This window comes from Caulobacter sp. RHG1, assembly GCF_013181195.1.
GTDB lineage: Bacteria > Pseudomonadota > Alphaproteobacteria > Caulobacterales > Caulobacteraceae > Caulobacter.
This window is the reverse complement of sequence record NZ_SMZP01000007.1, coordinates 279,350-299,966: the sequence shown is the minus strand read 5'-3', so window position 1 is coordinate 299,966 and position 20,617 is coordinate 279,350. Positions and strand designations below refer to the sequence as shown.

Annotated in this window: 23 protein-coding genes; 13 read left to right on the top strand and 10 right to left on the bottom strand. The window is 68.9% G+C overall.

Going from position 1 to position 20,617, the window contains the following annotated elements:
• Positions 1-15 precede the first annotated feature (15 nt).
• Positions 16-1,002 carry a P1 family peptidase gene (locus E1H18_RS19855; protein WP_172271677.1) on the top strand — a complete coding sequence of 329 codons (987 nt, stop codon included), beginning with the start codon at positions 16-18 and terminating at the stop codon, positions 1,000-1,002.
• Here the strand turns inward: E1H18_RS19855 and E1H18_RS19850 are convergent.
• The 6 genes from E1H18_RS19850 to E1H18_RS19825 are packed head-to-tail and all read right to left on the bottom strand — an operon-like array spanning position 987 to position 10,484.
• Positions 987-2,573 (bottom strand): ABC transporter ATP-binding protein, encoded by a 1,587-nt coding sequence (locus E1H18_RS19850; RefSeq protein ID WP_172271675.1) that lies wholly within the window; start codon positions 2,571-2,573, stop codon positions 987-989. The two genes, E1H18_RS19855 and E1H18_RS19850, sit on opposite strands and share 16 nt — an antisense overlap.
• A gap of 1 nt (position 2,574) precedes the next feature.
• Complete coding sequence (locus E1H18_RS19845; protein ID WP_172271673.1) at positions 2,575-3,393, bottom strand: ABC transporter permease; 819 nt, start codon at positions 3,391-3,393, stop codon at positions 2,575-2,577.
• The gene (locus E1H18_RS19840) at positions 3,390-5,933 is read right to left on the bottom strand and encodes an ABC transporter substrate-binding protein (RefSeq protein WP_172271671.1); all 2,544 of its coding nucleotides are present in this window, start codon (positions 5,931-5,933) and stop codon (positions 3,390-3,392) included. The genes E1H18_RS19845 and E1H18_RS19840 overlap by 4 nt, the downstream gene beginning before the upstream one ends.
• Positions 5,930-7,297 carry a tetratricopeptide repeat protein gene (locus tag E1H18_RS19835; RefSeq protein WP_172271669.1) on the bottom strand — a complete coding sequence of 456 codons (1,368 nt, stop codon included), beginning with the start codon at positions 7,295-7,297 and terminating at the stop codon, positions 5,930-5,932. Before E1H18_RS19835 ends, E1H18_RS19840 begins: the two co-directional genes overlap by 4 nt.
• A gap of 10 nt (positions 7,298-7,307) precedes the next feature.
• Positions 7,308-8,273 (bottom strand): alpha/beta fold hydrolase, encoded by a 966-nt coding sequence (locus tag E1H18_RS19830; protein WP_172271667.1) that lies wholly within the window; start codon positions 8,271-8,273, stop codon positions 7,308-7,310.
• 24 nt (positions 8,274-8,297) lie between these two features.
• Positions 8,298-10,484: a TonB-dependent receptor domain-containing protein gene (locus tag E1H18_RS19825; protein WP_172271665.1), complete on the bottom strand. Its 2,187-nt coding sequence runs from the start codon at positions 10,482-10,484 to the stop codon at positions 8,298-8,300.
• Positions 10,485-10,760: 276 nt separating this feature from the next.
• Here E1H18_RS19825 and E1H18_RS19820 point away from each other — a divergent pair, with 276 nt between their 5' ends.
• Positions 10,761-11,204 (top strand): DUF2147 domain-containing protein, encoded by a 444-nt coding sequence (locus tag E1H18_RS19820; RefSeq protein WP_172271663.1) that lies wholly within the window; start codon positions 10,761-10,763, stop codon positions 11,202-11,204.
• Here the strand turns inward: E1H18_RS19820 and E1H18_RS19815 are convergent.
• The 4 genes from E1H18_RS19815 to E1H18_RS19800 are packed head-to-tail and all read right to left on the bottom strand — an operon-like array spanning position 11,201 to position 14,902.
• On the bottom strand, positions 11,201-11,524 hold the full coding sequence (locus tag E1H18_RS19815) for a hypothetical protein (RefSeq protein WP_172271661.1): 324 nt from the start codon (positions 11,522-11,524) through the stop codon (positions 11,201-11,203). The two genes, E1H18_RS19820 and E1H18_RS19815, sit on opposite strands and share 4 nt — an antisense overlap.
• The gene (locus E1H18_RS19810) at positions 11,521-13,041 is read right to left on the bottom strand and encodes a GMC oxidoreductase (RefSeq protein WP_172271659.1); all 1,521 of its coding nucleotides are present in this window, start codon (positions 13,039-13,041) and stop codon (positions 11,521-11,523) included. Before E1H18_RS19810 ends, E1H18_RS19815 begins: the two co-directional genes overlap by 4 nt.
• Before the next feature lie 45 nt (positions 13,042-13,086).
• Positions 13,087-14,535: a M56 family metallopeptidase gene (locus E1H18_RS19805; protein ID WP_172271859.1), complete on the bottom strand. Its 1,449-nt coding sequence runs from the start codon at positions 14,533-14,535 to the stop codon at positions 13,087-13,089.
• The gene (locus E1H18_RS19800; protein WP_172271861.1) at positions 14,525-14,902 is read right to left on the bottom strand and encodes a BlaI/MecI/CopY family transcriptional regulator; all 378 of its coding nucleotides are present in this window, start codon (positions 14,900-14,902) and stop codon (positions 14,525-14,527) included. Before E1H18_RS19800 ends, E1H18_RS19805 begins: the two co-directional genes overlap by 11 nt.
• A gap of 125 nt (positions 14,903-15,027) precedes the next feature.
• Between E1H18_RS19800 and E1H18_RS19795 the strand changes: the two genes are divergently transcribed.
• The 11 genes from E1H18_RS19795 (at position 15,028) to panB (ending at position 20,611) form a co-directional block, all read left to right on the top strand.
• Positions 15,028-15,603: a 2'-5' RNA ligase family protein gene (locus E1H18_RS19795; RefSeq protein ID WP_172271657.1), complete on the top strand. Its 576-nt coding sequence runs from the start codon at positions 15,028-15,030 to the stop codon at positions 15,601-15,603.
• 9 nt (positions 15,604-15,612) lie between these two features.
• On the top strand, positions 15,613-15,960 hold the full coding sequence (locus tag E1H18_RS19790; RefSeq protein WP_172271655.1) for an ArsC family reductase: 348 nt from the start codon (positions 15,613-15,615) through the stop codon (positions 15,958-15,960).
• A gap of 118 nt (positions 15,961-16,078) precedes the next feature.
• A complete protein-coding gene (locus E1H18_RS19785) occupies positions 16,079-16,747 on the top strand; it encodes an HAD-IA family hydrolase (RefSeq protein WP_172271653.1) in 669 nt (222 codons plus the stop codon).
• Between the two features lie 15 nt (positions 16,748-16,762).
• Positions 16,763-16,975 carry a hypothetical protein gene (locus E1H18_RS19780; protein ID WP_241736103.1) on the top strand — a complete coding sequence of 71 codons (213 nt, stop codon included), beginning with the start codon at positions 16,763-16,765 and terminating at the stop codon, positions 16,973-16,975.
• Positions 16,976-16,983: 8 nt separating this feature from the next.
• Positions 16,984-17,400, top strand: a complete 417-nt coding sequence (locus tag E1H18_RS19775; RefSeq protein WP_172271651.1) for a hypothetical protein — start codon at positions 16,984-16,986, stop codon at positions 17,398-17,400.
• A complete protein-coding gene (locus E1H18_RS19770; protein WP_172271649.1) occupies positions 17,400-17,915 on the top strand; it encodes an RNA polymerase sigma factor in 516 nt (171 codons plus the stop codon). Before E1H18_RS19775 ends, E1H18_RS19770 begins: the two co-directional genes overlap by 1 nt.
• Positions 17,912-18,220, top strand: a complete 309-nt coding sequence (locus E1H18_RS19765) for a hypothetical protein (protein WP_172271647.1) — start codon at positions 17,912-17,914, stop codon at positions 18,218-18,220. The genes E1H18_RS19770 and E1H18_RS19765 overlap by 4 nt, the downstream gene beginning before the upstream one ends.
• Before the next feature lie 109 nt (positions 18,221-18,329).
• The gene (locus tag E1H18_RS19760) at positions 18,330-18,713 is read left to right on the top strand and encodes a DUF6249 domain-containing protein (RefSeq protein ID WP_172271645.1); all 384 of its coding nucleotides are present in this window, start codon (positions 18,330-18,332) and stop codon (positions 18,711-18,713) included.
• 21 nt (positions 18,714-18,734) lie between these two features.
• Positions 18,735-19,319, top strand: coding sequence for an RNA polymerase sigma factor (locus E1H18_RS19755; protein WP_172271643.1), 585 nt, complete (start codon positions 18,735-18,737; stop codon positions 19,317-19,319).
• Positions 19,312-19,695 (top strand): hypothetical protein, encoded by a 384-nt coding sequence (locus E1H18_RS19750; RefSeq protein ID WP_172271641.1) that lies wholly within the window; start codon positions 19,312-19,314, stop codon positions 19,693-19,695. Before E1H18_RS19755 ends, E1H18_RS19750 begins: the two co-directional genes overlap by 8 nt.
• 88 nt (positions 19,696-19,783) lie before the next feature.
• On the top strand, positions 19,784-20,611 hold the full coding sequence (gene panB, locus E1H18_RS19745) for a 3-methyl-2-oxobutanoate hydroxymethyltransferase (RefSeq protein ID WP_172271855.1): 828 nt from the start codon (positions 19,784-19,786) through the stop codon (positions 20,609-20,611).
• The last annotated feature ends 6 nt before the right edge of the window (positions 20,612-20,617 follow it).

The window sequence follows — 20,617 nt, the reverse complement described above, 5'->3', positions numbered from 1 at the left end:
TTGAAGGACGCCGCCTTGCTTCGACCCGGTCCGCGTAATCTGATCACCGACGTCCCGGGGCTGCTGGTCGGCAACGCCACCGACGAAGCTGTGGCCAGCGGCGTGACCGTGGCCCGCTTCCCCGGCGGCTGGAGCGCCGCCGTCGACGTGCGCGGCGGCGGTCCTGGCGTGCGTGAAACCGAGACCCTGTCGCCTGAGAACGGCTATGCCCGCCTGCACGCCCTGACCTTGAGTGGCGGCTCCGTGTTTGGCCTAGGCGCGGCCGACGGCGTCACCGCGGCGCTCTCGGCGGCGGGCGAAGGCTTTCCGGTGCGTCCCGGCGCGCCGACCGCGCCGATCGTGGGCGGCGCGGTGCTCTACGACTTGGCCAATGGCGGCGACAAGGCCTGGGGCGTCGATCCTCCTTACCGTCGCCTGGGGCAGGATGCTCTGGTCGCCGCTGGCGAGACGTTCGAGCTGGGCTCGGTCGGGGCCGGTCGTGGCGCGCGGGCGGGTCTGGTGAAGGGCGGGCTGGGCTCGGCCTCGCTGGACCTCGGCGATGGCCTGATGGTGGGGGCCCTGGCGGCGGTCAATCCGGTAGGCTCGGTCTTCATGCCCGACGGCCAGACGTTCTGGGCCTGGCCGTTCGAGATCGACGGCGAATTCGGAGGGCGCGTCCCGACCGGTCCGCAGAGCGCCATCGAGCCGATGCCCGATGACTCCCGCCTGGCGGGGCAGGGGCGACTGACCCAGGGCGCCAACACCACCCTGGCCGTGGTCGCGGTCAACGCCGCCCTGACGCCCGCCGAGTGCAAGCGCCTGGCGATGATGGCCCAGGACGGCCTCTCCCGCGCCGTGCGGCCGGCCCATACGCCCTTCGACGGCGACGTGGTGTTCGCAGTCGCCTCGGGCGAGGTCGCGTTCGGCGAGACCGAGCGTCTGCGCCGCATCGCGCGCCTGGGTTCGGCGGCCGGCGACTGCCTGGCTCGAGCGATCGCGCGCGGGGTCTATCTGGCGCGCTGAGCCAGCGCGCGCTTCAGATCCGGCGTCGCGGCGATCAGTTGTGCCGTGTACGGATGTTGTGGCGCGGCGAACACCTCGGCGGTCGGGCCCTGTTCGACGATGACGCCGTCCTTTAGCACCAGCACCCGGTCGGTCAGGCCGCGCACCACGCCCATGTCGTGGGTCACGAACAGATAGGCCACGCCCAGCTCGTCGGAAAGCCGGGCCAGCAGGTCCAGCACCTCGGCGCGCACCGAGACGTCCAGAGCCGAGACCGCCTCGTCCAGGGCAATGACATCGGGCTGGACGATCAGGGCGCGGGCGATGGCGATGCGCTGACGCTGGCCGCCGCTGAACTGGTGCGGGTAGCGGTTTGCGGCCTCGGCCGGCAGGCCGACCTGGGCCAGCACGGCCTCGACCTTGGCGCGGCGCTCGGCAAGGGACGCGCCCAGCAGGTGCAGCGGTTCGGCGACCAGCCGCTCGACGGTCCAGCGTGGGTCGAGGCTGCCGTGAGGGTCCTGGAAGACGATCTGAAGATGCTTGCGGCGTCGCGCCGACGAGCGCGGCGTGAAGGGCTCGCCGGCCAAACGCACCTGACCGCCTTGGACCGGCTCCAAGGCCAGCAGGGCGCGCAGCAAGGTCGATTTGCCGCTGCCGGACTCGCCGACCAGGCCCACGATCTCGCCGGGGCGGATCGTCAGGGACACCGCGTTCAAAGCGCGATGAGCCGGGCCGCGGCCCAGCAGTCGGCGCGCCCCCGGATAGTCACGGGTCAGGGTTTGAGCCTCCAGAACCGGCGCGGCGGCCGGGTCGGGCCTGCGATTGCGGGCCGGCGCGCGTTCGGCGTCGGCGGCCAGCTTGCGGGTGTAGGGATGGCCGAGCGCGGCGAACACCGCGCCCGTCTCGCCGGCCTCGACGATCTGGCCGTCCTGCATCACGGCCACCTGGTCGGCGACTTCGGCGACCACGGCAAGGTCATGGCTGACCAGGATCAGGGCCGCATCGTCCTCTCGGGCCAGCTGGCGCAGCAGGTCAAGGATCTGGGCCTGCGTGGTGACGTCCAGCGCCGTGGTCGGCTCGTCGGCGATCAACAGGCGCGGCGTCAGGACGATGGCCATGGCGATGGCGACACGCTGGCGCTGGCCGCCGGACAGCTCGTGCGGATAGCGGGTCAGGGGGATGGCCTGGAGGCCGACGCGATCCAGGGCCTGGCGGGCAGCGGCCAAGGCTTCTTTGCGGGAGGCCTTGCGATGGATACGCACCACTTCGCCGACCTGAGCGCCGATGGTCATCACCGGGTTCAGGGCCGTCATCGGCTCCTGGAAGATCATGCCGATGCGGTTGCCGCGCAGCCGCGCCAGGGCGTGGTCGGGCATGACGAGGAGATCTTCGCCGTCGAAGGTCACGGCGCCGCTCACCTGGGCGCCGGCCGGCAGCAGGCCGAGGATCGAAAGGGCCGTCATCGACTTGCCCGAGCCGGACTCGCCCACGACGCCCAGCACCTGACCGGCCTCGAGCGACAGGTTCAGGCCGCGCAGGATCGGGCGTTCGCCGATGGACACCGAGAGGTCGCGGATCTCCAGCAGGGCCATGTCAGCGGTCCTCCGTCAGGCGCGGGTCCAGACGGTCGCGAAGGCCATCGCCCAGCAGGTTCAGGCCCAGCACGGTGATGACGATGGCCAGGCCGGGGAAGATCGCCTGCAGCGGCGCGACGGCGACCAGGGTCTGGGCGTCGGCCAGCATCTTGCCCCAGCTGGCGGCGGGCGGCTGCGCGCCCAGACCGACATAGGACAGGCCCGCCTCGGCGATCACGCCCAGCGAGAACTGCAAGGTGGCTTGGACGATCAGCACGCTGAGGAGGCCCGGCAGCACGTGCTCCAGCGAGATCCGCGCTGCGCCCTTGCCGGCGGCGCGGGCGGCCAGGACATAGTCGCGGGTCCACAAGGACAGCGCTGAGCCGCGCGTCAGCCGGGCGAAGACGGGAACGTTGAACACCCCGATGGCGATCACCGCGTTCAGCGCGCCGGGACCTAGAACCGCGGTCAGGAGGATCGCCAGGATCAGGGCCGGGAAGGCGAAGACGACGTCGGCGCCGCGCATGACCAGCTCGTCGATCCAGCCGCCTCGGGCGGCGGCCAGCAGGCCCAGCGGCACGCCCAGGCCCGCGCCCAGCAGCACCGCCACCAGCGACACCAGCAGGGCGTTGCGCGCGCCCAGCAGGATCAGCGAGGCGACGTCGCGGCCGAAGTGATCCAGGCCCAGCCAATGGGCGGTCGACGGCCCCTGCAGGCGATGGGCGATGTCGAAATCAGTGACCGCATAGGGCGTCCAGATGAACGACAGCAAGGCCAGGGCGACGAACAGCGCGCTGATCGCGCCGCCGATGACCAGCGTGGGCGCGGCGCGGCTCATCGGGCGGCCCTCCCACTCAGGCGCGGATCAACCAGGCGATAGGCGACGTCGACTAGGAAGTTGGTGGCGACCACGGCAAAGACCAGCAGCATGACCACGCCCTGGACCACGATCAGATCGCGCTGGCCGATGGCCTGCAAGACGAGGCGACCCAGGCCGGGCAGGAAGAAGACATTCTCGATGATCACCCCGCCGGCCAGCAGGAACGGGAACTGCAGGCCCAGGATGGTCAGGATCGGGATCAGAGCGTTGGGCAGGCCGTGGCGCCAGAGGGCCTGGCTAGCCGTAAGCCCCTTGGCGCGGGCGGTGCGCATGTAGTCCTCGGCCAGGGTGTCGATCAGGGCCGAGCGGGTCACGCGAGCCAGGATCGCCGCCTGCGGCGCGGCCAGGGCGATGGCGGGCAGGGTCAGGGCCTTGAGGGCGGGCCACAGGCCGGCGTCCCAGCCCGGGAAACCGCCGGCCGAGAACCAGCCCAGGCCGATCGAGAACGCCATGACCAGCAGCACCGCGAACCAGAAGTTTGGGATCGCCACGCCGACCTGGGTCAGGCCCATGACGACGGTGTCGGCGGCCTTGCCTCGGCGTGCGGCGGCGAGCGCCCCGATCGGCGCTCCAACCACGACCGACAGGATCATGGCCAACAAGGCTAGCGGCAGGGAGACGCCGATCCGCTCGGCCAGCAGGCCTGCGACGGGGGTCTGGTAGGTGTAGCTGACGCCGAAGTCGCCGCGGACCATGCCCAGCAGCCAGGCGGCGTATCGCTGCGCCGCCGGTCCTTCCAGGCCCATCTGCTGGCGCAGGTTGGCGGCGGCTTCGGGGCTGGCGTTGAGGCCTAGCATGAAGGCGGCCGGATCGCCGGGGACCACCTGGATGATGGTGAAGATCACGGCGCTGGCGGCCAGCAGGGTCACGGCCATGATCGCCGCGCGACCGGCAAGCCAGACAGCGCCGAACCGCGCGGTCAGCCAGGCCAGGCCGCCGACGACAGCGATGGCCAGGACGAGGCCAGGGATCGCGCCGCCGCCGCTCCGGCCCGAAGCGATCCCACCGCCGCCGGCGCCGTCGAACGATGCGTTGGCCAGGTCGATGCTGCGGGTCGGAGAATTGACCCAGAAGTCCTTCAGCCGCGCGTCGAACACGCCCAGGCGTGGGAACTGGAACAGGAAGCCGTTGACCGCGTCGTCGGCGATGCGACGCTGGATCTGGCCCAGGATCGCGGCGCGCTGGCCTTCGTCGGTCGCCGCTTGCAGCTGTCCCATCAGGGCGTGGAAGGCTGGGCTGGAGTAGCCGAAATAGTAGTCGGGCCGGTCGTAGATGTCGTAATCCATCGGCTCGGCGTGGCTGACGACGGTCAGGTCGAAGGCGTGGCGAGCGAACACCTGGTCCAGCCACTGGGCCCATTCGACGTTTTCGATCTTCACCCTGATTCCGACCTGCGCCAGTTGAGCGGCGATGATCTCGCCGCTGCGGCGGGCGTAGTTGGGCGGCGGCAGCTTCAGGGTCAGCGCGAGACCGTTCGGATAGCCAGCTTCCGTCAGCAGCGCCTTGGCCTTGGCGATGTCATGCGGATGCAGGCCCGTGAGGTCGACATAGGCGGCGTTCTGCGGCGGGAAATGGCTGCCGATCGGCGTGCCGTAGCCGTACATCGCGCCATCGATGATCGCTCGGCGGTCCAGGGCGTGCTGGATGGCGCGGCGCACCCGCACGTTGGCCAGCGGGCCGGTGCGGTTGTTGACGCCCAGGATGACCTCGCCCTCGCTGGCGGCGGCGATGACCTTCAGCTTCGGATCGGCGCGCAGCTGGGCCAGGTTCTCGGGCGCGGGGTAGTCGGGAAAGGCGTCGACTTCGCGGGTCTTGATCGCCGCGAAGGCCGCCGCCGGATCGCCGATGAACCGGAATCGCACCTGGGCCAGCTTCGCGCCTTTGCCCCAGTAGCCGTCGAAGCGGTCCAGGGTCACGGAATCGCCGCGCCGCCAGCCGGCGAACCTGAAGGGACCCGTGCCGATCGGGTCGGTCGCCAGCTTGCCGGCAGACTTGGGCGAGACCATCACCGTGTCGCCCAAAGCCATGACGTTCAGCAGGTTGCCGTCGGGCCGGTTCAGGATCAGGCGCAGGGTCCGGGGATCGACCGCCTCGATGCGGGCGATGGCGCCCAGGGCCTGCTTCTGGACGTTGGTCGAGGTCGCGGCCAGAGCGCGGTCCAGGCTGAACTTGGCGACGGCGGCGTCGAAGGCGGTCCCGTCCTGGAAGCGCACGCCTTGCCGCAAGTGGAAGGTGTAGCTCAGTCCGTCGGGCGAAACTTCCCACCAGGTCGCCAGCAGCGGCTTGACCGCGCCTTGCGGGTCCAGTTGGACCAGGCCCTCGAAGATGTTGCCGTAGACGACATCGTCGGTCGCCACCGCCGCGCCGGAGGTGGGATCCAGATTTGGCGGCTCCAGCTGCAAGCCGACAGTGAGGCTGGTCTGGGCCTGGACGGCCAGCGGCGCGACCAGCAGGGCGCAGGCCGCCAGCAGGCCGGAGAAGAACGAGGAGAGTTTCACGCCAGGGCCGCCAGGCGCTGGTCGACGCGGGCGCGGGCCTTGGCGGCCTCGGCGGGGAGGTCCAGCCGGTCGTAGATCTCGGCCAGGGTGCGGTTCAGCGGCACGCCGTCGGGATCGTGGGCGCGGCGCAGTTCCAGGGCCTGCTGGGCTTCGGCCAGGCGGCCCGAGCCGATCAGGGCGTCCAGCACGATCTGCTCGAACAGGTCGCGCTGGGCGTGGCTCCCGCCGATCTCGACCAGGCGGGGCAGGGCCACCTGTAGTCCTCGCAAGGCGGCGGCGTGGTCGCCGCGCGTATGGGCGACCAGCCCCTCGGCGGCCGGCAGGGCGACTTCGCGCCAGGTGGGGCGGACGAAGTCGGGGGCCTCCAGCGCCGCGCGACGCACGGCGGCCAGCAGGGCGTCGGCCTCCGGGCGGCCGGCGCGGGCCAGGCCGTAGAGATACTGCAGGCTCAGGAACGGCTGGACCACGTCGTCGGCGCGCGTCGCCAAGTGGTCGGCGAGGTCGCGCCAGCGGTCGCCAACCTCGATCCCGGCCAGCTCCAGCCGCACCAGCAGCGACACGGCTCCCACCTGGTCCTGGGAATAGTCCTTGGCCTGGGCCCAGACATGGTCGTCGTAAGCCGCTAGCGCCTGCGCCTCGCGGCCCTGGCTGAGGTGGAACAGCGCCAGGTGCCACCACAGGTGGGTGTCCATGAACGAGTTCAGGCCGGTCCAGGTGTCCTGCACGCCTTCAAGGAACGCCGCGCCCTCGTCGATGCGGCCTTGAGTCAGCATCACGTGAGCGATGGCGTGCTGGGCCCAGGGCTCCTTGCGCTTGAGTTCAAGGGCGCGTCTGGCGGCGGCCTCGGCCTCCGTCAGCAGGTGGCATTGCTCGTAGGCGAAGGCCAGCATGCCGTGCAACTGCGCGACGTCGGCCGCGTGGGGCAGGGCGGCGCTGGCGACGCGCAGCATGGCCGGGAAGTCGCCGCGGTTGAAGTCGTGATACTGGCGCAGCTTCAGGATCAGCAGGTCGCGCGGCCAGGCGGCCAGGATTGCGTCGGCGATCTCCAGGGCGCCTGGAATGTCGTCGCTTGCCCAGGCGTCCGCAAAGGCGATGATCTTTCGCTCACGGTCGTTGGCCGCCGCCGCCCGCGCCCGGTCGAGATAGGGCGCGGCGCGTTCGGCCGCTTCCGGGGCCTCCAGCAGCAGCCATAGGATCGCGGCATAGGCGTTCAGCAAGGCGCTGCCCGGCTCGGCCTCGGCGGCGGCGATCACCTCGGCCGCCCGGGTCTCGTAGCTGAGGAAGCCGTCGACGAAGTTGTCGACGGCCGCCAGGGCCGCGTCGGAGCCCGGGCTGACCGGATTGCCGAGATAGTCGGTACGCATAACGGATACTCTAGCGGGCGGCGGTCTCGGAGAGGAAGGCGGCGACGTCGTCGGCCGAGCGCTCGGGAATCTCGACCTGCGGCAGGTGGCCGACCTTGGGATAGACGATCAGCTTCGAACCCGGGATGGCGTCGGCGAACTTGTGGGCGCCGTCGACCTCCAGCAGCGGGTCGATCTCGCCCCACAGGATCAGGGTCGGGACCTTGATGCTCGCCAGGACATCCTTGGTCGCCTGGCTGTGCTTGCCCGGCTGGATCGACATCAGGATGGCGCGGTGGCCGGGGGCGCGCTGCAGCTCGGCCCAGCGATCGATGAAGGGATCGGTGATCACGGCCGGATCTCCGACCTGGCCGCGCAGGCCCGAACGGATCAGCGGCTTGTTGTCGATCGAGCGCAGGAAGGCCCGGCCCCACGGATATTGCAGCAGCTTGAAGGCCAATGGCGGCTTCTTCAGCGTGCTGGCCGGCCAACCCGCGGCGTCGACCAGGATCAGGCTGGAGAGGCGCTCCGGGTGGCGGGTGGCGACCTGCCAGGACACGCCGCCGCCCATCGAGTTGCCGGCGATGGCGAAGGGCGGCAGAGCCAGTTTCGCGGCCAGGGCGTCGATAAGGTCGGCATAGCCGTCGGCGGTGGCCTGGTAGCCGTCCGGGGCGCGGGTCAGGCCGTGACCGGGCAGGTCGACGGTGATGATCCGGTAGCGGTCGGAAAGGCGCTTAACCCAGCCCTCCCACGAGAAGTGGCTGTCGCCGAAGCCGTGCACCAGCACCAGCACTGGGCCGTCGCGCTTGCCTTCGTCCTTGTAGTGCAGCCGCACGCCGCCCGGCAGGTCGGCATAGTGCGAGGCGCTGGAGGCGTATTGGGCCTCCAGCTTGTCGTAGGGGATGTCCGGCCCGCGCAGGGCCAGCCAGCCTACGAAGGCGATCAGCACCACCTGGGCCGCGAGGCCGCCCAGGCTCAACAGGATGATCTTCAGCATGAGCGGTTCTCCCCGACGGCCTGATTAGAAGGCGTAGCTGGCGCGAACGCCATAGGTCGCGGGACGACCAGCCGCGCCGATCTTGGCCGAGGCCAGGAAGTAGTTGCGGGTCACGTCGTACTTCTCGTTGAAGATGTTGCGGCCCCAAAGGCCCAGGCTCCACGGGCCATCCTTGGGCTGGATCGTCAGGTTGGCGTTGGCCAGCCAGAACGAGTCGACCGTGAACTCCCGTCCCAGGAACGAGGTGGCGGTGTCGCGATAGCTGTAGTCCGTCGCCGCCTGGATGTCGAAATCGCCGACCGCCCAGGTATAGCTGACCGAACCGCCATAGCTGAGGCGCGGGAAGTTCAGGCGCTGACCGGCGCGGTCGATGGTCTGGGCCGACCACAGACCGGTCGTCGGGTTACGCGCCGCGGTGTTGGCGTCGACGTCGTCGAACTCCTTGTAGGTGCCCTTCTTGAAGCCGGCGTTCTGGGTGATCTGCAGGCCGGGCGCGGGGCTCCATTGCAGTTCCAGCTCGGCCCCGAAGATCTCGGATTTCGGCGCATTGGTGATCCGGCCGATGGCGCCGTTGGTCGGGTTGATGACCACGGCCAGCACCTGCTGGTTGCGATAGTCGTAGTAGAAGGCCGAGCCGTTCAGGCGCAGGTTCGGGGCCAGGTCGCCCTTGAAGCCGGCCTCATAGGCCCAGACGACTTCCGGCTGGAAGGCGTTGATCTGGTCGGACTGCGGCGAGTTGTAGACGGTGAAGCCGCCCGACTTCACGCCCCGGCTGACGTTCGCATAGAGCAGCACGTTGTCGTCGGCCTGGAACTCGAAGCCGGCCTTGCCCGACAGCTCGTTCAGCGAGGTGTGGCGATTGCCGTTGGTGAACAGCGGCGCGCCGCCGATCTTGGTGGCGAAGTTCTCGAGGTCACGTTCCTCGTGTTCGTAACGCGCGCCCACGATCGCCTTCAGGCGCGGGGTGAGGCTGTATTCCAGCTGGCCGAAGCCGCTCAGCGACTCGACCTTCTGGCGGTAGCTGGTGTCGGTGATGAAGCCCAGGCTCTGGGTGAAGTCGGTCAGGAACGTCTCGTCCAGGGTCTGGCGGCTGTAATAGGCGCCGGCCACCCAGTTCAGCGGGCCGGTGTCTTTCGAGGCCAGGCGCAGTTCCTGCGAGTAGATGTCGACGTCGCTGCCCCAGAAGGTGTCGGACTCCGAGGTCGGCTTGGCGTCCCAGTCGTTCAGTTCGCGGCGCTTGAGGGTCTCGTAGCTGCTGATGCTGGTCAGCTTGGCGAAGCCCAGGTCGATATTGGCGGTGATCGCGCCGCCGCCGGACTCGTTGTCGCGCGAGGGGGCTTCGGTCGCCGTGACGCCGGCTAGCCGCGCGAAGGCGGCCGAGCGACCCCAGCCCGTGGCGTTGTAGCGCGTATCGCCCGTCTGACCGGGCACGTTCAGCAGATAGAGGCCCTGGCCATCGGACTTGTCGCGGCCGTAGTGGGCGTTGACCAGCACGTCGACACTGGCGCTGGGCGTCCATTGCAACTGGCCGCGCACGGCGGTGCGGTCGGCGTCGCCCAGCTTCTCGCCGGTCGTGCGGTTACGCTGCCAGGCGCCGCCTTGCTCGGTGACGGCTGACAGACGCCCCTTCAAGGTCGACGACAGCGGGCCCGAGATGAAGCCCTCGACCTTGGCCGAGTCGAAGCGGCCATATTCACCGATGATCCCGGCCGACAGTTGGTCGGTGGGACGGTTGGTGATGAAGTTGATCGCGCCGCCCGTGGTGTTGCGGCCGTAGAGCGTGCCTTGCGGCCCGCGCAGCACCTCGACCCGCGAGATGTCGAACAGCACGCCTTGCGTGGCGGCCGGCACCGGATAGGCGACCTCGTCGACATAGACGCCGACGGTCGGGGTGTTGTTGGTGGCGTAGTCGTCGAAGCCGACGCCGCGCAGGCGGAACTGCGGCTGGCCGCCGCCGAAGGCCGGGATCACCTCCAGGCTGGGGGTCTGGAACTGCAGTTGGTTGACGTTGGTCACGCCGCGCGCGTCCAGGGTTTCGCCCGACAGCACCGACAGGGCGACGCCGACGTCCTGAGCCGATTGCTCGCGCCGCTGGGCGGTGACGATGACCTGCTCCAACTCGGTGTTGTTGGTCGCCTGGGCATAGGCCCCGCTGGCGAAGGTGACGCCGAGAGCGCCGGCGGCGGTCCCGATGAGAAGACGCTTGATCACTGGACTTATCCCCATTGTCGGCGTGCGGTCTGAGCCGCAGGTTCCAATTCGCGACGAAAACTCCTATCGAATTGGTAGGATTTGAAGCCAAGTTTTCCTTCGTCTTGTCGAAGCTTCTCTATCGGCGGCGCCTGTCGTCAACCTTCCCTGCCGGAAACCCGATGCGGGCCGGGGCATTGGTCTCTGCGGCGGAAAGCCCCTCTGGCTTCCGACCTCCCGAGGCCTTAGGTTCTGGCCGGGGTTTGGCGCATTGTGAATTTACGGAAGGACGGCTGCATGAGCCGAACGATGTGGCTTGGGGCGATCGTCGCCCTGGGCGTGACTGGCGGCGCCATGGCGCAACCCGCCGGCAACACCGGCGACCTCTATGGCGTCTGGCGCAATCCCAAGGGCAGTGTCCATATCGAGATCAAGGGCTGCGGTCAGGAGACCTGCGGCTATGTCGTCTGGGCCAACGCTGACGCGCAGGCCGACGTCAAGAAGGGCAGTAACCAGGGCCTGATCGGCATGCAGCTGCTGCGCGACTTCACCGCGACCAAGGACAACAACGAATGGAAGGGCAAGGTCTTCGTGCCCGACCTGAACATGACCTTCTCGGGTCAGGTGCGCCTGCTGGACCGCGCCTCGCTGCGCGCCAAGGGCTGCCTGCTGCCCAACTTCCTGTGCAAGTCGCAGACCTGGACACGGGTTGAGGCCTCGGCCGTGCGCCGCGCGTCCTAGGCTTCCAGGGACAGCAGGGCGAACAGCGCGCCCTCGGTGTCCGACAACCGCCAGCCGCGATAGACGAAGACCGCTCCGCGCCGGAAGTCGGCCGCGGCCTGCTCGCGCAGCCGGGGCAGGGCGGCCTTGCCGCGTCCGCCAGGGAAGAGGCGCGCCTCCAGCTTTCGGAGGGCGATGTCGGGATGGGCGGCGCGCCAAGCTTCTCCCATGCGCTTGACGGCGGCAGGATCGAGACCGGGAAACGGCGTCGGCTCGCGGGCCATGGCGGGCGTAGCGGCTAGCGCCACCAGGGCGGCCAGCAGGTCGCGGCGGCTGGTCATCGGGCGGCTCCCGTCTCGTGCTTGAGGTGATCGGCCAGGCGCATGACCAGGGCCAGGATGGTCAGGGTCGGGTTGGCGATGCCGGACGTGGGGAACACCGAGCTGCCGGCGACATAGAGGTTCCTGGCCTCGTGCAGACGCAGGTCGGCGTCGACCACGCCCTTCCTGGGATCGGCGTGCATCCGCGTCGTGCCCATGTGATGGCGCGAGGCGCTGGAGATGGCCAGCAACTGGCCGCGCGGGATCGACCAGCACATCCGGCCTTCGCCCGAAGCGCCCAGAGCGTCGGACAATCCCTCGACCGAGCGCACCAGGTCGTCGTGATCCTTGGCGGCGTAGGTCCAGGTCAGCCGTACGCGCGGCATGTCCAACGGGTCCTTGTGCTCGGGATCCAGGGTCACGCGGCTTTCGGGATGGGGAAAGTGCTCGGCCATGGCGAAGTAGCCGAGAAGCTGGCCGTCGCCATCCTGGGCGGTGGTCTTGCCGATCGTCCGGGTGTCGGCTCCGACCTTGGTCTCGGGACCGGAGAAGGTCGCCTTGAACAGGGTGGCGGTGAAGTTGCCGGTCTTCAGACGCTGCTGGGCCGATAGATCGGCGCCGATCACGCAATAGGCCGCCATGCGCTTGGACGGCGCGTAGAGGTCCATTGGCGTCTTGCGGGCGATGGCCACGGCCGAGCCCTCGGTCTCGGCGTCGCCGTCGTTGGAATAGGTCACGTGGCCCTGGAAGAAGCGACCGACCAGGTCGTACCGGTTGCCCAGGTTGTCTGAGGCCAGCAGCAGCCGCACGTTCTCGATGCCGCCGACCGCCAGAACGTAGCGCTGGGCGATCGCCGTGTGGCGCTGTCCCGAGAGGCAGCCTACGTCGAGCCCCGTGATCCGATCGGCCTCGCGGCGGATGCGGGTGACGTTGGCGTGTAGATAGACGGTGATGTTCGGCGCTTGCGCGAAATCCGTGCGGAAACGGTCGAAGGCGGTCTTGTCCGCGCCGCCGGAGAACTTCGAGAATTCGCGCGGGGCGGGGAAGAAGCCGTCGGCCGGATCCAGCGCCAGCGGTTGGCGCTCTGGTTCGGTCGGTCTGACCATCTCCAGTGGGAAGCGCGGGATCTCGAGCAGGTCGCAGGCCCGATCGTAGTAGGGCTGCATCTGTTGGCGGGTGATTGGCCAGCCGCTGTGGGCGATCCACGGGCGTTTGGCGAAGTCGGCCGGGTCCAGCGGCGCGCACTTGCCGCCCCAGACCAGACCCGAGCCGCCCAGGGCCCGCACCCGCGACTGGATCGGATAGTCATCGAACGGCCGATCGGGCTGGCCTGGAGCCTTTTGAACGGCCGAGCCCGCATAGAGGGCCTGGACCTCCATGTCGATCTCCAGCCCGCCGCTCTCCAGCAGGGCGACCTTCAGCGGGCCGCCGGCCAACTCCTTGGCCAAGGTGATGCCGGCCATGCCGCCGCCGATGATCACCAGATCGGCTTCGATCCGGCTGGCATTGGGCAGAGTCCGGGCGTCGATGATCGCCATCGTTGAAAAACTCGCTGATTTGTAAGGGAAAGTTGGGGCGGGTCCTTAGGACCGCGCGCCCCGGGCCTTCAGGTAGTTCACGACGGCGCCATGGCCGTTCTTCTGCGCCTGGCTCAGCGGCGACCGCATCTCGCCCGGATTGGCCTGCACCGCGCGGTTCACGTCCGCGCCGCGTTCGACCAGATAGGTGACGATGTCCAGCCGGCCTGCCTGGGCGGCGTTGATCAGCGGGGTTTCGTCGCCGGGCACGAAGATCTCGACATTGGCTCCGCGGGCCACCAGGGCCTGGACGATGTCCAGATGGCCCGAAATCGAAGCCTGGATCAGCGGGGCTCCGTCGCCGCGCACGGCCAGGTTCGGATCGGCGCCGGCGGTCAGCAGCGCCTGGACGATCTGGCTCTCGCCGCGACGGGCCGCTTCGATCAGCGGCGAGCCGTCGCCGGGCAACACGGCGTTGGCGTTCGCGCCGAGAGCCAGCAGTTCCTGGACGGCGGCAAGGTCGCGAGCCCGAACGGCGTCGAACAGCGGCTGGCCAAGGTGACGGGCGATGGCGCGGCTGGCCTGCTGCGGCGATTGCTGGACGACCTGCGCCGGCTGGGCGGCCCAGGCGGCGACGCCGGCCGACAGGCCCAGCAGGGCGACGGCCGCCGCGCCGGCCAGGTGGCGGCCGCGATGGGCGTGGTGACGGGAGAGCATCGTGAAGCGTTCCTTCAGTTGCTGGTTGGCGGAGGCTGGCCAGTGGCAGCCGAGCGGAGGCGCGCAGGCGGCCTGCTGGGTCTTCAGCATGGCTTCGCCATAAGCGCGGCGGGTCTTGGGATGGCGGGCCAGCACGGCCGCGTCGCAGGCGATCTCCTGGTCGATGCGCAGGGCGGCCGCGCCCAGGTGGATCATCGGGTTGAACCAGAACAGGCACTGCAGGCCCGTGACCAGGGCGTTGATCTGGGCGTCACCGACGGCCAGGTGGTTCTGCTCGTGGGCCAGGATCAGGGCCTGTTCCTGCGCCGTGAAGCGCTGGGCGAAGTCGGCGGGCAGTACGACGCGCGGGGCCAGGGCGCCGATCACCGCCGGACCGACGCCGGGGCGGTCTGACCACAGCAGGCCATCGGCGGCGCTCAGCCGGCCCAGCGAACGGACGAACCGCCGCTGGCGCTCGGCCTGGATCGCCAGGCCGCCCAGGGCGACGAGCGCCCAGAGGCTAAGCGCGATCTCGGCCCAGGGCAGGGGCGTCTGCGCTTGGGCGGCCGCGGTTGCCGGGGCTGCGGTGGACGGCGCCTGGGCAATGGGCGAGGCCTGAGCGGACTCGAAGGGAATGACGACCGTGCGCGCCGGGATCAGCAGCGCCAGGATCGACAGGGGAAGCACCAGCCACAGGGCATAGGCGCTGCGGGCTCCGAAAGCCGCGCGGACAGGTCGGCGCAGGGCCAGGACCAGCAGCACCGCCGCGGCGACGGCCAGATTGGCCTTCAGCAGGAAGGGAGCGAGCTCACTGGCCATCATCGAGCTTCTCCAGCAGGCGGCGCAGCTCGGCGACGTCCTCGGGGTTCAGCTTCTCGCGCTTGGAGAAGTGGCTGACCAGCGGCGCCAGGCGGCCATCGAACAGTCTGTCCAGGAGGCCCTGGCTCTCGGTGTCGACATAGTCGTCGCGACCGATCAGCGGGCGATAGAGAAAGCGGCGGCCGTCCTTATCGGCGGCGATCGCGCCCTTCTTCAGCAGGCGGTTGAGCAGGGTCTTCACCGTACCTTCGGCCCAGCCCTGGTCCTTGGCCAGTATGGCCAGCACGTCCTCTGCCGGCTTGGGGCTGTCGGCCCAAAGGACCTTCATGACTTCGCTTTCGGCGGCGCTGATGCGGTGCGTTTCCATCCTCTGACGATTACGCACGTAAACGTTCTCGTCAAGCGATCGATTACGCGCGTAAACGAAATGTAATGCAGCGTTTGATCCCGGCGCGAAGCGGGCTAACCGTGACGCTCGCCAAGGAGAGACGCATGACGCAGCAGATGGGCCTGCCGGGCTTCGACCCGCCCACGCCGACCGATCGGCTGATGTTCCTGCTGTACCCGGACGCGGCGACCGCCGAACGCATCGCCGCCGAGGCTCGCCGGCTGAAGGGCGCGCTGGGACTGCGCGGCGCGCCGCTGCTGACCGAACGCTTCCACATCACCCTGCATCACCTGGGCGACTATGTGGGGCTGCCCAATGACATCGTAGCCAGGGGCAGGGAGACCGGCGTGGCCCTGGCCCACGCGCCGTTCGACGTGACGCTGGACCGCGCCGTCAGCTTCGCCAACCGTCCGGGCAACAACCCCTTCACCCTGCAGGGCGGGGAGGGTGTCGAGACGCTGATCGACTTCCAGAAGGCGCTAGGCGAGAAGATGGCCAGGACCAAGCTCAAGCCAGACAAGCAGTTCGTGCCGCACGTGACGCTGCTCTACGACGGCCAGGTCGTTCCGGCCCAGGCCATCGACCCGATCGGCTGGACCGTAGACCGCTTCGTCCTCGTGCAGAGCAAGCTGGGACAAACCCAGCATATCGTGCTGGGCGAGTGGGGCCTGAACGGCTAAGGAGCGGCCATGACCCCGACGATGTATGGCATCAAGAATTGCGACACGGTCGCCAAGGCTCGCAAGTGGCTGGAGGCCAAGGGCCAGGCCTACGACTTCCACGACTACAAGGCCGTCGGTATCGATCGCCCGCATCTGGAGGCCTGGGTGGCCGAGCACGGCTGGGAGGTGATCCTGAACCGTGCGGGTACGACCTTCCGCAAGCTGGATGAAGCCGACCGCCAGAACCTGGACGCCGACAACGCCATCGGGCTGATGCTGGCCCAGCCGTCGATGATCAAGCGACCGGTGCTGGACCTGGGCGATCGCCGTCTGGTCGGCTTCAAGCCCGATCTCTATGGGGCCGTCTTCGGCTGAGGGCTTATCCACCCCTTACGTCGCTCGTCGCGCGAACTTTAAGACGACAACTTCCGGGGGATCAGTCTATCACTGGACGGAGCATCCGCGTTTCGCGGGCGAAAAAGGGGCTGAGCGCGTGGGGGAGGACGTGATCTCGCGGTACGAACTGGTCATCTTCGACTTCGACGGCACGCTGGCCGACAGCGCCGCCTGGATGATGCGCGCCGTCAATCCGATGGCCCGCCGGTACGGCTTCAAGACCGTCACCGACGAGGAGATCGAGATGCTGCGCGGGCGCAGCACCCGCGAGGTCATTCGCTATCTTGGCGTCTCGCCGTGGAAGCTCCCGCTGATCGCGCGCGCCGGCAAGAAGCTGATGGCCGCCGACGCCCACACCATTCCGCTGTTTCCTGAAACCGCTCGCATGCTGCGCACCCTGCACGAGGCCGGGGTCAAGATCGCGGTGGTCAGCTCCAACAGCGAGGCGGTGATCCGCCGGGTGCTGGGTAAGGAGCTGGGCGACCTGATCAGCCTTTATTCGTGCGGCGCGTCGCTGTTCGGCAAGGCCCGCAAGTTCAAGCAGGTGACGTCCAAGGGCGTCTCGCGCGACAAGGTCATCTGCATCGGCGACGAGACCCGTGACATCGAGGCTGCCCGCGCGGTGGGCCTCGACTGTGGCGCCGTCGGTTGGGGCTACGCCAAGCCGGCGATCCTGGCCCAGCACGGGCCGACGGTGTCTTTCGCCTCGATGTCCGAAATTATTTCGTATGTCGGCGCATCCAAGGCGGTGGTCGGCGGCGACTAACCTTCGAAAGCGCGAATGATCGCGCCCTTGATCGAAGGACCGCCGCACATGGCCGACCTGTTCCGCGACTTCTGGTGGCTGCTGTTCCCCATGGGCTTCATGGCTCAGGCCGGCTTCCGCGCCTGGCTGGACTATCGCGCCCGCCAGGAAGTGGTGCGCACCCTGCGCGAACTGGCCGACGCCGGTCGCGAGCCCCCCGCAGCGCTGGTCGCTCAGATGCAACGCTAGGAACCAACATGTTCGAGGACCTTTTCCGCCAGTTCTGGTGGCTGCTCTTCCCGCTGAGCTGGTTTGTCTACGGGGCCTGGCAGAGCTGGCTGTCGTATCGGGCCAATCGCGAGACCCTGGACCTGATCAAGACCTACGCCCAGTCGGGCCGCGAGCCGCCGCCCGAGCTGATGGCCCGCCTGAACAAGCGCTGGCACGGCGAGGCCGATGACGAGGACGAGCGTCCCCGCTATCGCCGCCGCCGCGAGCGCACCTGGTACCAGGTGGTGCTGTTCGGGATCCTGGGCGCGGGCTTCGCCTTCGCCGCGGCCACCGACATCTACGGCGCCGGCGAGGCGTTCGTGATCGTCGCCTTCGTCATGCTGGCCCTGTGCGCGGCGACCCTGGTGCAGGTGCTGCTCGACCGGAACGGACCGACGGTCTGATGGACGCCGCGCTCGTCAGACAGGCGCGCGCGGGATCCCAGGCGGCATTCGCCCGGCTGGTGGCGATCCACGAAAAGCCCTTGCGGGGTTTCCTCCGCAAGAGCGGCTGGATCGACGCCGACGACATCGCTCAGGAGGCCTTCGTGGCGGCCTGGGCGGGGCTTCCGAAGTTGCGCGAGGACGAGGGCTTTCGGGCCTGGCTCTATGGCGTGGCATGGAAGAAGGCCCTGTCGCAGCGGCGCGGCGCCCAGCGCGCGGCCGCCCGCGACGAAGCCTGGCGGGGCGAGCAGGAACTGGAGGCCGCCGCCGAGGTCGGGCCTGAGGACCGCATGGCTCTCGAGGCGGCCCTGGCGACCCTGCCTGAGGATCAGCGCGCCTGCGTCACGCTGTGCCTGGGCCAGGGCTGGTCTCACGCCGAGGCGGCTGAGGCGCTGGGGCTTCCCCTGGGCACCGTCAAGTCGCATGTTGTCCGAGGCCGAGAGCGGCTTCTGGCGGTTATGGGAGGTTCGCGATGAACCTGGACGATCAACTGTCGGCCTTCCTGGGCGAGGAGCCCAGGCAGAGCCTCGCCGACGTCTTTACCGCCGAGGTGATGAAGCGCGCCGAACGCCAGCTTTTCCTCGAGCGGGTCAGCGCCGCTGCCGCTGGGGCGGTGGTGATCGGCCTGGTGCTCTGGGCCTGCGCGCCGGCGCTGGATCTGGCCGTCTCGGCCGTCGCGCCCAGCCTGGCGCCGGTCGCGGCGATCCTGGTCCTGGCCGGGGCGGCGATGCTCGCGGGCGGGCCGTCGGTCTGGAAGCGGTTAGGGCTGTCGATCCGCTGATTCCCGCCTTACGAAAGTTTCATGGCGGCGGGCGCCTCCAAACGGGGCCATGAACGCCTCTTACTAGTGAAGGCGGCGCGGGGGCGTCGTCCAAGCATCAGAGGTCGACATGGAAGACGTCATCGTTCCCATCGCGTTTTTCGCCTGCATCGCCGCAGTGTGCATCACGCCGGTCTGGCTCAAGAGCCGGGATCGCAAGGAGATGCAGGCCACCCTGCGTTCGGCGATCGAGAAGGGCCAGCCGGTGCCGCAAGAGGTCATCGAAGCCTTGACCCGCAATGTGAAGGGCCCGCCGACGGCGCTGCGCGACATGCGTTCGGGCGTCATCTGGCTCGCCATCGGCCTGGGTATCGGCGGGCTTGGCGCCATGATCGGCATTCGCGAGGAGGAGGCCCTGCACCCGCTGCTGGGCATCGCCATCATTCCCAGCGTGATCGGCTTGGCGCTGATCGCTCTGAGCTTCTTCAATCCGCACAAGGAACCGCGGGTCTAGCCGCAAAACCTTGGGAGGGGTTTGATTGCAATGGGCATGGATCGCCCGCCAACCGGCCACGATGTCGAACTTGCCGCCCGCGCGGCGAGCGGGGATCGCCGGGCCTATGGGGAGCTCGTGCGACGGCACGGCTCGGCCGTCCGCGGGCTGCTTCGTCGCCTGGGCGCCGACTCGGCCACCGCCGACGACCTGGCTCAGGACGCCTTCATGACCGGCTTCGAACAGGCGGCCGAGTATCGCGGGGAGGGGACCTTCGGCGCCTGGATCAAGAAGATCGCGGCCCGACTGTACCTCAAGAAGGTCAAGCGCGAGGCGCGGCTGATCTTCTCGGACAATCTGGAGCCGGTCGAGGACCTGAGCGTCCGCGACACGCCTGCCGACGCGGCCAGCCGCATCGACCTGGACGAGGCCCTGAAGTCGCTGTCGCGCGGCGAGCGTTTGTGCGTTTCGCTCTGCTACGGCGCCGACTGGTCGCACGCCGAGGCGGGCGAAGCGTTGAATATCCCGATCGGCACGGTGAAATCCCATGTCAGACGTGGTTTGGATAAACTTCGGGCGAAACTGGCCCGACCCGAGGAAGGCGCGAGGAGGGAAGCTCATGGCTGAACCCGATTTCGAAGCCCAGCTGAGCCGGCTGTTCGCCGAAGCGCCGTCGTTCCCGGACGCGGCGCTGTTCAATGCCGAGGTCGCGGGCAAGCTGGACCGCGGCTGGGCGATGCGGCGGGTCTTCATCGGCCTGGCCGGCACGGCTGCGGGCCTGTTCGCCGCGTTCCAGATCCTGACCACTCGCTTCTCCAGCGAGATGGCGGAGCTGTCGCGCAACAGCGGGCGCAATTTCTCCAGCGAGATCGACGCGGGACTGAACAAGGTCAGCGCCCTGGTCAGCGGCGCGCCGGCCAGTGGCGAGGCGCTCTGGATGGCGGCCGGCCTGGCGGTGATCGCCCTGGCCTTCGCGGTGACGCGGGCGGTCGAGGAGTTTTAGCGAGCGCCTGATCGCCGTTCAGGTTGCGAGGCGGGACGATCCAGCCCACAACGACGCCCCTGAAGTGCGTCGTTTGGGAGGCCTCGTCCTGTCCGCTCACCGTGAAGAGACCGTCCGCCGCCTGGCCGCACCCGACATCGCCGGCCGCAAGGGCGGTGAGCCCATCGTCTGCCTGACCGCCTATACCGCGCCGGTCGCGGCGGCCTTGGATTCGGCCTGCGACTTGCTGCTGGTCGGGGATTCGGTCGGCATGGTCGTCCACGGCCTGCCCAACACCGTCGGCGTGACGCTGGAGATGATGATCCTGCATGGTCAGGCTGTCATGCGCGGCTCGAAGAAGGCCATGGTCGTCATCGACATGCCGTTCGGCTCGTACGAGGGCTCGCTGGAAGAGGCCTATGCCAACGCCGTGCGGATCATGAAGGAGACCGGGGCTCAAGCCGTGAAGGTCGAGAGCGGTCCGACCGTGCCCGAGACGATCCGCTACCTGACCGAGCGCGGCGTGCCGGTCATGGGCCATGTCGGCCTGCGCCCTCAGGCCGTGCTGGTCGACGGCGGGTTCAAGGCCAAGGGGCGCGACACGGCCGAACGTGAGCGAATCCTGGAGGAAGCCCGCGCCACCGCAGAGGCCGGCGCCTTCGCCGTCGTGGTCGAGGGCGTGGCCGAAAGCCTGGCCCGCGAGATCACAAAAGCCATCGACCCGCCAACCATCGGCATCGGCGCCTCGGCCGGCTGCGACGGCCAGATCTTGGTCACCGACGACATGCTGGGCCTGTTCGACTGGACCCCGAAGTTCGTTCGCCGCTACGCCGATCTGAAGGGCGAAATCACCCGAGCCGCCGCCGACTACGCCCGCGACGTCAAGGATCGCAGCTTCCCCGGCGAGGCCGAGACCTACTACGCCAAGAAGCCCTAAAACGGC

What these genes read in the sequence shown, in the direction of transcription:
- E1H18_RS19750 (WP_172271641.1), top strand. Translation starts at nt 19,312, where the DNA reads ATGGCTGAACCCGATTTCGAAGCCCAGCTGAGCCGGCTGTTCGCCGAA.
- E1H18_RS19795 (WP_172271657.1), top strand. Translation starts at nt 15,028, where the DNA reads ATGACGCAGCAGATGGGCCTGCCGGGCTTCGACCCGCCCACGCCGACC.
- E1H18_RS19765 (WP_172271647.1), top strand. Translation starts at nt 17,912, where the DNA reads ATGAACCTGGACGATCAACTGTCGGCCTTCCTGGGCGAGGAGCCCAGG.
- E1H18_RS19815 (WP_172271661.1), bottom strand. Translation starts at nt 11,524, where the DNA reads ATGACCAGCCGCCGCGACCTGCTGGCCGCCCTGGTGGCGCTAGCCGCT.
- E1H18_RS19830 (WP_172271667.1), bottom strand. Translation starts at nt 8,273, where the DNA reads ATGCTGAAGATCATCCTGTTGAGCCTGGGCGGCCTCGCGGCCCAGGTG.
- E1H18_RS19775 (WP_172271651.1), top strand. Translation starts at nt 16,984, where the DNA reads ATGTTCGAGGACCTTTTCCGCCAGTTCTGGTGGCTGCTCTTCCCGCTG.
- E1H18_RS19805 (WP_172271859.1), bottom strand. Translation starts at nt 14,535, where the DNA reads ATGGCCAGTGAGCTCGCTCCCTTCCTGCTGAAGGCCAATCTGGCCGTC.
- E1H18_RS19810 (WP_172271659.1), bottom strand. Translation starts at nt 13,041, where the DNA reads ATGGCGATCATCGACGCCCGGACTCTGCCCAATGCCAGCCGGATCGAA.
- E1H18_RS19780 (WP_241736103.1), top strand. Translation starts at nt 16,763, where the DNA reads ATGATCGCGCCCTTGATCGAAGGACCGCCGCACATGGCCGACCTGTTC.
- E1H18_RS19820 (WP_172271663.1), top strand. Translation starts at nt 10,761, where the DNA reads ATGAGCCGAACGATGTGGCTTGGGGCGATCGTCGCCCTGGGCGTGACT.
- E1H18_RS19790 (WP_172271655.1), top strand. Translation starts at nt 15,613, where the DNA reads ATGACCCCGACGATGTATGGCATCAAGAATTGCGACACGGTCGCCAAG.
- E1H18_RS19770 (WP_172271649.1), top strand. Translation starts at nt 17,400, where the DNA reads ATGGACGCCGCGCTCGTCAGACAGGCGCGCGCGGGATCCCAGGCGGCA.
- E1H18_RS19850 (WP_172271675.1), bottom strand. Translation starts at nt 2,573, where the DNA reads ATGGCCCTGCTGGAGATCCGCGACCTCTCGGTGTCCATCGGCGAACGC.
- E1H18_RS19760 (WP_172271645.1), top strand. Translation starts at nt 18,330, where the DNA reads ATGGAAGACGTCATCGTTCCCATCGCGTTTTTCGCCTGCATCGCCGCA.
- E1H18_RS19845 (WP_172271673.1), bottom strand. Translation starts at nt 3,393, where the DNA reads ATGAGCCGCGCCGCGCCCACGCTGGTCATCGGCGGCGCGATCAGCGCG.
- E1H18_RS19800 (WP_172271861.1), bottom strand. Translation starts at nt 14,902, where the DNA reads ATGGAAACGCACCGCATCAGCGCCGCCGAAAGCGAAGTCATGAAGGTC.
- E1H18_RS19835 (WP_172271669.1), bottom strand. Translation starts at nt 7,297, where the DNA reads ATGCGTACCGACTATCTCGGCAATCCGGTCAGCCCGGGCTCCGACGCG.